The 8,425-nt window shown below is 60.2% G+C and carries 14 protein-coding genes; 11 read left to right on the top strand and 3 right to left on the bottom strand.

All coding sequences use genetic code 11. The features are described 5' to 3' along the window. Nucleotides 1–136: 136 nt before the first annotated feature. Both ACOCD2_RS07960 and ACOCD2_RS07955 read right to left on the bottom strand, forming a co-directional pair. Nucleotides 137–718, bottom strand: coding sequence for an RluA family pseudouridine synthase (locus tag ACOCD2_RS07960; RefSeq protein ID WP_293646711.1), 582 nt, complete (start codon nt 716–718; stop codon nt 137–139). Continuing rightward, the gene (locus ACOCD2_RS07955) at nt 697–957 is read right to left on the bottom strand and encodes a hypothetical protein (protein WP_293646709.1); all 261 of its coding nucleotides are present in this window, start codon (nt 955–957) and stop codon (nt 697–699) included. The genes ACOCD2_RS07960 and ACOCD2_RS07955 overlap by 22 nt, the downstream gene beginning before the upstream one ends. Before the next feature lie 44 nt (nt 958–1,001). Between ACOCD2_RS07955 and rbr the strand changes: the two genes are divergently transcribed. Genes rbr through ACOCD2_RS07935 form a run of 4 tightly spaced genes read left to right on the top strand, consistent with a single transcriptional unit; the run spans nt 1,002 to nt 2,749 of the window. Beyond that, nucleotides 1,002–1,580 carry a rubrerythrin gene (rbr, locus tag ACOCD2_RS07950; RefSeq protein WP_293646707.1) on the top strand — a complete coding sequence of 193 codons (579 nt, stop codon included), beginning with the start codon at nt 1,002–1,004 and terminating at the stop codon, nt 1,578–1,580. Continuing rightward, on the top strand, nt 1,577–1,930 hold the full coding sequence (locus tag ACOCD2_RS07945) for a nucleotide pyrophosphohydrolase (RefSeq protein WP_293646705.1): 354 nt from the start codon (nt 1,577–1,579) through the stop codon (nt 1,928–1,930). Before rbr ends, ACOCD2_RS07945 begins: the two co-directional genes overlap by 4 nt. Nucleotides 1,931–1,955: 25 nt before the next feature. Further along, nucleotides 1,956–2,312 carry a hypothetical protein gene (locus ACOCD2_RS07940; protein ID WP_293646703.1) on the top strand — a complete coding sequence of 119 codons (357 nt, stop codon included), beginning with the start codon at nt 1,956–1,958 and terminating at the stop codon, nt 2,310–2,312. Beyond that, nucleotides 2,225–2,749: a DUF1566 domain-containing protein gene (locus tag ACOCD2_RS07935; RefSeq protein WP_293646701.1), complete on the top strand. Its 525-nt coding sequence runs from the start codon at nt 2,225–2,227 to the stop codon at nt 2,747–2,749. The genes ACOCD2_RS07940 and ACOCD2_RS07935 overlap by 88 nt, the downstream gene beginning before the upstream one ends. 83 nt (nt 2,750–2,832) lie before the next feature. Here ACOCD2_RS07935 and ACOCD2_RS07930 read toward each other — a convergent pair whose 3' ends face one another. Next, nucleotides 2,833–3,480, bottom strand: a complete 648-nt coding sequence (locus tag ACOCD2_RS07930) for an alpha/beta hydrolase (protein WP_293646715.1) — start codon at nt 3,478–3,480, stop codon at nt 2,833–2,835. A gap of 67 nt (nt 3,481–3,547) precedes the next feature. Here ACOCD2_RS07930 and lptM point away from each other — a divergent pair, with 67 nt between their 5' ends. Genes lptM through ACOCD2_RS07895 form a run of 7 tightly spaced genes read left to right on the top strand, consistent with a single transcriptional unit; the run spans nt 3,548 to nt 8,302 of the window. Then, nucleotides 3,548–3,661, top strand: coding sequence for an LPS translocon maturation chaperone LptM (lptM, locus tag ACOCD2_RS07925; RefSeq protein WP_305800239.1), 114 nt, complete (start codon nt 3,548–3,550; stop codon nt 3,659–3,661). Further along, nucleotides 3,661–4,908: a diaminopimelate decarboxylase gene (lysA, locus tag ACOCD2_RS07920; RefSeq protein WP_293646699.1), complete on the top strand. Its 1,248-nt coding sequence runs from the start codon at nt 3,661–3,663 to the stop codon at nt 4,906–4,908. Before lptM ends, lysA begins: the two co-directional genes overlap by 1 nt. Further along, nucleotides 4,905–5,567, top strand: a complete 663-nt coding sequence (locus tag ACOCD2_RS07915) for a class I SAM-dependent methyltransferase (protein WP_293646697.1) — start codon at nt 4,905–4,907, stop codon at nt 5,565–5,567. Before lysA ends, ACOCD2_RS07915 begins: the two co-directional genes overlap by 4 nt. A gap of 3 nt (nt 5,568–5,570) precedes the next feature. After that, complete coding sequence (gene dapF, locus ACOCD2_RS07910) at nt 5,571–6,395, top strand: diaminopimelate epimerase (protein ID WP_293646695.1); 825 nt, start codon at nt 5,571–5,573, stop codon at nt 6,393–6,395. Beyond that, nucleotides 6,392–7,066 carry a DUF484 family protein gene (locus ACOCD2_RS07905; RefSeq protein WP_293646693.1) on the top strand — a complete coding sequence of 225 codons (675 nt, stop codon included), beginning with the start codon at nt 6,392–6,394 and terminating at the stop codon, nt 7,064–7,066. The genes dapF and ACOCD2_RS07905 overlap by 4 nt, the downstream gene beginning before the upstream one ends. Continuing rightward, the gene (gene xerC, locus ACOCD2_RS07900) at nt 7,063–7,989 is read left to right on the top strand and encodes a tyrosine recombinase XerC (RefSeq protein ID WP_293646691.1); all 927 of its coding nucleotides are present in this window, start codon (nt 7,063–7,065) and stop codon (nt 7,987–7,989) included. The genes ACOCD2_RS07905 and xerC overlap by 4 nt, the downstream gene beginning before the upstream one ends. A 55-nt stretch (nt 7,990–8,044) precedes the next feature. After that, the gene (locus tag ACOCD2_RS07895; RefSeq protein ID WP_294041651.1) at nt 8,045–8,302 is read left to right on the top strand and encodes a hypothetical protein; all 258 of its coding nucleotides are present in this window, start codon (nt 8,045–8,047) and stop codon (nt 8,300–8,302) included. Nucleotides 8,303–8,425: the final 123 nt, after the last annotated feature.

The raw sequence follows: 8,425 nt of genomic DNA, 5'->3' as shown, positions 1-8,425 counted from the left end.
TTCTTTGTCCAAGGTAATTTCAACGGCCACTCTCACAAGATTATTTCTCATTTTCTCTCGAATGAAATTATAGACAAATACTGTAATTATTAGTTCCATTAAGTACGCAACACTACACTAGATGATGGGCGCCCACTCAATCAGGGGAAGAGCCTTCCTGCCTTTCCCCGCTCAGCGGACAGTCGAATGCCAGGTACACGGCCTGAAGCTGCAGACCCTGCTCCCTGTCTCCCCGGCCATACAGTCGGTCCCCCACCACCGGAAAACCCTTGTCCGCCAGGTGACGGCGTATCTGGTGCTTGCGACCGGTGTCGATGCCCACCTGCAATAGGCTCTGATTCCGGCCGGAATCATAGTTCAGCAGTGACACTCCCGAAACAGCCGGCTTCCCGTCCAGCGGGGCCTCAATACGGACATTGTCACCGGGAAACGCTCCCCAGACCTTCACCCGATATTGCTTATTCACGGTCCGCTGGCGAAAAAGCGCCGACAGCGCAGCCGCCGCCTTTTTGCTGTGGGCCAGCAACATCAGCCCGGAAGCCGCCCTGTCCAGGCGATGTACCACGAAGGCGTTGCGCTGGGGCCGCAGGTGCTGCTCCGCCCAGCGGCCGACAGTGCAGTGATCGCCCCATTTGCTGCCCTGGGAATACATGCCTGACGGCTTGAACCAGACGCTGTAATCGCCTTCATCAGCGATCAGTTGGGCCGGGGGCGGCATCTGCTGCTGGATATGGGCGTTGTAGTACAAATGCAGCTCGTCACCCGAAGCAGCCTGCGGTCCGCCCGGCGCAGCCGCTGCACATGGCCCCGGCGTTCCAGCCAGGCTGCTCCGTTCTTCATGGCCTTTTTCACCTGTCCGCGGGATAGGCCGCCAGCCTCCACCAGGAGATCCACAGCCTTGATACCGGCGGTTTTCACCGCCATGTGAATTTCCATGGTTGTCCGCTTTTCAGTCATGGCTGTAGTATAGTCCTGACTGTAAAAACATTCGGAGAAGAACAATGACCAAGAGCATCAAAGGCACAGAAACCGAAAAGAATCTGATGAAGGCTTTTGCGGGCGAATCCCAGGCACGCAACCGCTATACCTATTATGCAGGCATCGCCCGCAAAGAAGGGCTGGTGCAGATCTCCGCCATCTTCGAGGAAACCGCCAACCAGGAAAAGGAACACGCCAAGCGCTTCTTCAAGTTCCTCGAGGGCGGCGACGTGGAAATCACCGAGACCTTCCCCGCCGGCCCCCTGGGCAGCACCCTGGAGAACCTGCGTGCGGCGGCTGCCGGCGAGGAACACGAATGGTCGGACATGTATCCCGCCATGGCCAAGACCGCCCGGGAAGAAGGTTTCGAGGAAATCGCCCTGGCCTATGAGGCGATCTGCATCGCCGAAAAACAGCATGGCAAGCGCTACAAAGACCTCGCCGACAACCTGGAGGCCGGACGGGTGTTCAAGCGCAACGGCACCGTCACCTGGCGCTGCCGCAACTGTGGTTATCTCCACGAAGGCAAGGAAGCGCCCAACCTGTGTCCCGCCTGCCTGCATCCCCAGGCCCATTTCGAGCTGCTGGGTGAAAACTGGTGAGCGATTCCATACAGGAACTCAACGAACGCCTGCTGCGCTTTGCCCGGGAACGGGACTGGGAACAGTTCCATTCCCCGAAAAACCTGAGCATGGCCCTGGCCGGTGAAGCCGGTGAACTGCTGGAGCATTTTCAGTGGATCACTGAGGAACAGAGCCAGAATCTCGATGAAGACAGGAAAGAAGCCGTGGCCCTGGAAATGGCCGACATCTTCATCTACCTGGTGCGCCTGGCCGAACGCCTGGACATCAACCTGCTCGATGCCGCCTGGCAGAAGATTGCCATCAACGAAAAGCGCTACCCCGTGGAGCAGGTGAAGGGCGATGCAAGACGAGCAGAAGAATACAAGTAAATACCAGGAAACCGGGAGCAATACCATGTCAGTGCCAAACATCTTGAAAATCCTGATCCGCAGCGCGGCTATCGCAGGCCTGTCATCCCCTCTGATCGCTGGCGATCTGCGCGTAGAGGGCTCGGTAAACGCCGCCAGTTTTGTCGGTGATGGCAGCCAGTTGACCGGTGTGGTCACCCAGGCTGCTCCACGATTTCATATTTGGGTTCCCAGAACCGGCCAGACCGGCTGCTGGGATGAAGACGGCGCATCCCGCGACTGCACACAGGCACTGGCGAAGACGGGGAGTATCAGATGGGCGGCAGACTGGCAGGCAATATCGACTGGAGAGTCTCTTACATTGTCACACCACGCTTCACCGACAATACTGACGGCACCGTAACTGACAACCTCACCGGACTGATCTGGCTGAAAAATGCCAACTGCATCGCCGACAACACAGGCTTCGATAACTCAGGGACACCCAATGATGGCATGGTGACCTGGCAACAGGCACTGGACTTCGTACGGGGACTGAACGCCGCCCTGTACGACTGCAAGGACGGCAGCAACGGCGGCAGCGCACAGACAGACTGGCGTATGCCGAATTACAACGAGTTGCTCAGTGTGTTCGATCCCAGCGAAAACGATCCCGCCCTGCCCACAGACCACCCTTTCAGCAATGTACAGGCAGAACGCTATTGGTCTTCATCCACCGGCGTCGGGGTGAACGAAAAAGACGCCTTTGTCGTTGATCCCGGCAGCGGTAATGGCACCGGCAACCCCAAGAGCATGTTCTTGTACCTGTGGCCGGTAAGAGGTGGGAAATCTCTACCCTGACAGTCCGTAGGATGCGGTGAACCCGTGAACCGCATCGAATCGGCACCCACATCAGGTTGATGCGGTTCCGTTGTCACCGCATCCTACAAATTCCCCAGCAACCACTCCCTGATATCCGCGATCTCTTCCGCACACACCGCATGGGCCATGTCGTATTCGTGCCAGCTGACTTCATGGCCCATGCCCTCCAGGCGGCGCCGGGCATCGGCCGCAGCCTGCCAGGGAACCACATCGTCCATGCGCCCATGGGCCTGAAAGATGCGGTGCGGCACCGGACTTTCCACGGGAACGGTCCGGGGCAGGTAGGTCGAGAGCGCCATGATGCCTGCCAGGGGAAGGTCGGTACGCAGGGCGGCGACCAGGGCGATGACACCCCCCTGGGAGAAGCCCGCCAGCAGAATGTTTTCCGGCGCCACGCCCCGTTCGATCTCTTTTTCCACCAGCTTCAGCAGATAGTCCGTGGAGCGCAGGATGCCGTCCACGTCTATCTTCGACAGCAGGTCCATGCCGTAGATGTCGTACCAGGCAGGCATGACGTAGCCACTGTTCACGGTGACGGGAATGGCCGGGGCATTGGGAAAGACGAAGCGCAGCTGCCTGTCCGCAGGCAGGCGCAGCTCGGGAATGATGGGAACGAAGTCGTTGCCATCCGCCCCCAGGCCATGGAGCCAGATCACCGTACCATTCGCAGGACCATCGGGGTTGATTTCGAGACAGGGAGGATATTCCATCACGATTATACGCATCGAAAAAAACGCTATACTATCAGGCTTTGAGCCGAAACTGAGCCTGTTGCCCATGAAAATGCGCCACATCCTGCTGCTGGTCCTGTTGCTGCTGCCTCTGGCCCTGAGTGGTTGCGGCAACAAAGGCCCCCTGTACATGCCGGAACCGGAAAAGAAAAGTAACTGATGGATCATTTCAACTACAAGAACGGCCTGCTGTATGCCGAAGACGTGCCCGTGAAGCAGATCGCCTCTGCCCACGGCACGCCCTGCTACGTGTATTCACGTGCAACCCTGGAACGGCACTGGCATGCCTTTGACGATGCTTTTTCCGGTCACCCCCACCTGGTGTGCTACGCGGTCAAGGCCAATGCCAACCTGGCGGTGCTGGATGTGCTGGCCCGCCTGGGTTCAGGCTTCGACATCGTCTCCGTCGGCGAGCTGGAGCGGGTCATCAAGGCCGGCGGCAGCGCCAGCAGGATCGTGTTCTCCGGCGTGGGCAAGCGCGCCGATGAAATGCAGCGCGCTCTGGAACGGGGTATACGCTGTTTCAATGTTGAATCCGAACCGGAACTTGAACGCCTTTCCCAGGTGGCCACAGCCATGGGCGTGGAGGCGCCCATTGCGCTGCGCGTGAACCCGGACGTGGACGCCCAGACCCATCCCTATATCTCCACCGGACTGAAAGAGAACAAGTTCGGCATCCCCATCGATACAGCGGTATCACTGTATGAAAAGGCCGCCCGGCTGCCGGGGCTGAGGATCTCCGGCATCGACTGTCATATCGGCTCCCAGCTCACCGAGTTGTCGCCCTTTCTCGACGCACTGGATCGCATCCTGCTGCTGGTGGACAGGCTGACAGAATCGGGCATCACTATCGACCACCTGGACATCGGTGGCGGCCTGGGCGTGCCCTACCGGGACGAAACGCCCCCTTCGCCAGCGAACTATGCCCAGGCCCTTTCCTCCCGCCTGCAGGACAAGCCCTACGAAATCTTCATGGAGCCGGGCCGGGCCATCGCCGCCAATGCCGGCATCCTGCTGACCCGGGTGGAATATCTCAAGCCCACGGAGGAAAAGGACTTCGCCATCGTGGACGCCGCGATGAACGACCTGATCCGCCCGGCCCTGTACCAGAGCTGGCAGGAAATCATTCCCGCGGATGAAAACACCCAGGGGCGCCCAGGCCGCTACGATATCGTCGGCCCGGTATGCGAGACCGGTGACTTTCTCGGCAAGGGCCGTGAGCTGAGCCTGAACCCCGGCGACCTGCTGGCGGTGCGCTCCGCCGGCGCCTACGGCTTTGTCATGGCTTCCAACTACAACAGCCGCCCCCGCCCTGCCGAAGTGATGGTGGATGGCGCGGACATGTATCTGGTCAGGGAACGCGAAACCCTGGCCGAGCTCTACCGCGGGGAGCACCTGGTCCCGTGAAGCGCATCCCCGAGCCCGAAGAACTGATGGACGAAGCGGAGCAGGCACTGGCCTATGCTGAGGCGGACTTCTCCGCATCCAACGAACTCTTCATCCAGCTCTTCGAACAGCTGCACCCGGCCGAATTCACCGGCCAGGCCCTGGACCTCGGTTGCGGCCCCGCCGACATTCCCATCCGTTTCGCGCGGCGCTATCCCCGGGCGAAGGTCGACGCCCTGGACGGCGCCCAGGCCATGCTGGACCTGGCAGAAAAAGCCATCGAAGCGGACGGACTCGCCCAGCGCATCTGCCTGCACTGCCAGTATCTGCCCGCCACCCGGCTGGACAAAACCTACGATGCCGTACTCTCCAACAGCCTGCTGCATCATCTGAACGATCCCCAGGACCTGTGGTCAACGATTCTCGACAGCACCAGGCCCGGCGCCACGGTATTGGTCATGGACCTGATGCGCCCGGAGTCAGCCGGGCAGGTGGACGCCCTGGTGGTGCAGTACGCCAGCGATGCGCCCGAAGTATTGCGCCGGGACTTCGAAGCATCCCTTTACGCTGCCTATACGTTGGAAGAAGTACAGGCGCAGCTGGCCGCCGCATCCCTCAATGGACTCACGGTGAGTCAGGTCAGCGACCGGCACCTGGCCGTTCAGGGCAGGCTGGGCTGAGCAATGCAATTCACTAAAATGCAGGGTCTGGGCAACGATTTTATCGTGTTTGACGCCATCAACCAGACCGTGGAGCTAAGCCCCAAACAGCTGCGCTTCCTCGCCGACCGGCGCTTCGGCGTGGGTTGCGACCAGATCCTGCTGGTGGAAGCAGCCCAGTCGGAAAACACGGATTTTCATTACCGCATCTTCAATACCGACGGCTCTGAAGTGGAACAGTGTGGCAACGGTGCACGCTGCTTCGCCCGCTTCGTGCGCAACAAGGGGTTGAGCGACCGGGACGTAATACGCGTGGGAACCGGCGGCGGTGACATTCAGCTCTACCTTGAAGACAACGGCTGGGTGCGGGTCGATATGGGCAGCCCCATATTGCAGCCCGATGCCATCCCTTTCATCGCCGACAGGGAGCAGCCGGTCTACGACATCGAAGTGAACGGACAGACCCTGCAAATCGGCGCGGTTTCCATGGGCAATCCCCATGCCGTATTGCTGGTGGACAACGTGAAAAATGCGCCTGTGGAAACCCTGGGGCCGGCGCTGGAAAAACACGAGCGCTTTCCCCGACGTGTCAACGTGGGCTTCATGAAGGTGCGCTCGCCCACGGAAATCGACCTGCGGGTATTCGAGCGCGGTACCGGTGAAACCCTGGCCTGTGGCACGGGCGCCTGTGCCGCCGTGGTCTCCGGCCAGTTGCGGGGCCTGCTGAAGGAAGGGGTCAGGGTGCATCTGCCTGGCGGCGATCTTGTGATATGCTGGGAAGGTGGCCATTCAACCCTGTGGATGAGTGGCCCTGCGGCAGAGGTATTCGAAGGTAACATCGAACTATGAGCAACAGCATCGACCAGGATTTCGAACAGCAGATTTGTGACTATCTGCTCTCTCACCCGGGTTTTTTCGTCCGGCACATCGATGTGCTCAACGATCTGCGCGTACCCCACAAGACCGGTGGCGCGGTATCGCTGCTCGAACACAAGGTACGCATGCTGCAGGACAAGACCGAGGCCTACCAGAAACAGCTGCAGGAACTGGTGACAGTCGCCCGCGACAACGAGCAGCTCAACCAGCGCCTGCACCGCCTTACCCTCAACCTCATCGAAGCCCAGAGCCGGGAAGATATCCTCGCCACACTGCAGGACGAGTTGCGCGAGCGTTTCAACGCCGACGCGGTGGAACTCAAGCTGTTCTCCACCCGCGAACTGGAAGAGGCCCAGGTGAGTGAATCCGGCCTGGCCATGTTTCGCACCTTCATGAATACCGACAAACCCACCTGCGGCCCCCTCAAGGCAGACAAGCTCAGGACCCTGTTCGGCGAACAGGCCGGCGATGAAGGTTCCGCCGCACTCATTCCCATACGCACCAGCGATCTGTCAGGTATTCTCGCCATCGGCAGCAAGGACAGGCAGCGCTTCCACTCCGGCAAGAGCGTGGATTTTCTGGTGCGCCTGGGCGAACTGGTGAGCCTCAGCCTCCAGTCCATGGACATCCGTCACACCCCATGAGCCCTGCCGCCACCAGCGATCCACTGGTGGACAGATTCCTGCACCACCTCGCACTGGAAAGACGGCTCTCTCCCCGCACCGTTGACGCCTACCGGCGGGATCTCGCCGATTTTCGCCAGTGGCACGAGGAACAGGCGCCACTGGACTGGCAAAGGTTGCGGCAGGTCAGCATCCGCAGTTACGCCGCCCAGCGCCATCAGCAGGGACTCTCGGCCAGGAGCCTGCAGCGTCGCCTCGCGGCCCTGCGCGCCTTCTACCGTCTCCTGAACCGGGAAGGACTGAGCCGGCAGAATCCCGCCATCGGTGTTCGTGCGCCCAAGGTCAGGCGCAAGCTGCCTGGTACGCTGGACGTGGATCAGCTCGCCCAACTGCTGGAACTGCCCGGTGACGCTCCCCTGGACCTGCGCGATCAGGCCATGATGGAGCTGCTCTACTCATCAGGCCTGCGTCTGGCAGAACTGGTGTCTACTGACCTGAACAACCTGGACCGCAAAGACGCCATGCTGGAAGTCACCGGCAAGGGCAGCAAGACAAGGCGCCTGCCCGTAGGCAGAAAGGCGCTGGAGGCCATCGACCGCTGGCTGACGGTACGCCCGCAACTGGCCAAAGACGATGAAACCGCCCTGTTCGTCAGCACCCGGGGTACGCGCCTCAGCCCCCGCTCGGTGCAAAGCCGCCTGGCCCAGCGCGCCAGGGAGCAGGGCGCCGCCCAACATGTCCATCCGCACCTGTTGCGCCACTCTTTCGCCAGCCATCTGCTGGAATCCTCCGGCGACCTGCGCGCCGTGCAGGAATTGCTGGGACATGCCGATATCAGCACTACCCAGATCTACACCCACCTCGACTTTCAGCATCTCGCAGAAGTCTACGACCAGTCCCATCCCAGGGCGCGAAAAAAGACAAGTGTGTCTTCGGCCTCGTGATAGATTTTGGGACATCCCAGTCCCCAAAATCGACTCGGCCTTTGACAACCTATTGGTGCCCCAGCCGTCCTGGTCACCAAGCACTACGCAACAACTTCGCAAGCTCGTTGCTGCTCCGTACTTGTCTCCCAATGACTGGACGCCGCGTTTGGATGCCTACTTTGCTTCCCCTCTGGCGCTATGCGCACGACGGGTAAGCAGTGCGGCCTCGCGGCTACTGGGGTCTACCAGCCTTCGCTTCGCTCTCCATGGCTGGCAGCGAATGAGTCCTGCTTGTGAAATAGCAATGCAAAACAGAATTATTGGTCTATAGTTCTAGAGTTTAGAGTTTCAGAGGAGAAAAACCAGTAAAAATCTGCGTTCTTAGAACGCAGACTTGCCTTTTGCCCCCTATAAGGGGGCTTTGATGCCAGCCTTCTGAGAAGGCTGGCTGGTG

The sequence above is a fragment of the Thiolapillus sp. genome, assembly GCF_048562965.1.
Lineage (GTDB): Bacteria > Pseudomonadota > Gammaproteobacteria > Chromatiales > Chromatiaceae > Thiolapillus > Thiolapillus brandeum_A.
The sequence above is the reverse complement of the archived record's forward strand: the minus strand, read 5'-3'. Positions and strand labels throughout refer to the sequence as shown.

Excerpts from the sequence above, each read along its gene's own strand:
- ACOCD2_RS07960 (WP_293646711.1), bottom strand. The coding sequence starts at position 718 with ATGCCGCCCCCGGCCCAACTGATCGCTGATGAAGGCGATTACAGCGTC.
- ACOCD2_RS07955 (WP_293646709.1), bottom strand. The coding sequence starts at position 957 with ATGACTGAAAAGCGGACAACCATGGAAATTCACATGGCGGTGAAAACC.
- ACOCD2_RS07940 (WP_293646703.1), top strand. The coding sequence starts at position 1,956 with ATGTCAGTGCCAAACATCTTGAAAATCCTGATCCGCAGCGCGGCTATC.
- ACOCD2_RS07935 (WP_293646701.1), top strand. The coding sequence starts at position 2,225 with ATGGGCGGCAGACTGGCAGGCAATATCGACTGGAGAGTCTCTTACATT.
- lysA (WP_293646699.1), top strand. The coding sequence starts at position 3,661 with ATGGATCATTTCAACTACAAGAACGGCCTGCTGTATGCCGAAGACGTG.
- ACOCD2_RS07905 (WP_293646693.1), top strand. The coding sequence starts at position 6,392 with ATGAGCAACAGCATCGACCAGGATTTCGAACAGCAGATTTGTGACTAT.
- dapF (WP_293646695.1), top strand. The coding sequence starts at position 5,571 with ATGCAATTCACTAAAATGCAGGGTCTGGGCAACGATTTTATCGTGTTT.
- lptM (WP_305800239.1), top strand. The coding sequence starts at position 3,548 with ATGAAAATGCGCCACATCCTGCTGCTGGTCCTGTTGCTGCTGCCTCTG.
- xerC (WP_293646691.1), top strand. The coding sequence starts at position 7,063 with ATGAGCCCTGCCGCCACCAGCGATCCACTGGTGGACAGATTCCTGCAC.
- rbr (WP_293646707.1), top strand. The coding sequence starts at position 1,002 with ATGACCAAGAGCATCAAAGGCACAGAAACCGAAAAGAATCTGATGAAG.
- ACOCD2_RS07930 (WP_293646715.1), bottom strand. The coding sequence starts at position 3,480 with ATGGAATATCCTCCCTGTCTCGAAATCAACCCCGATGGTCCTGCGAAT.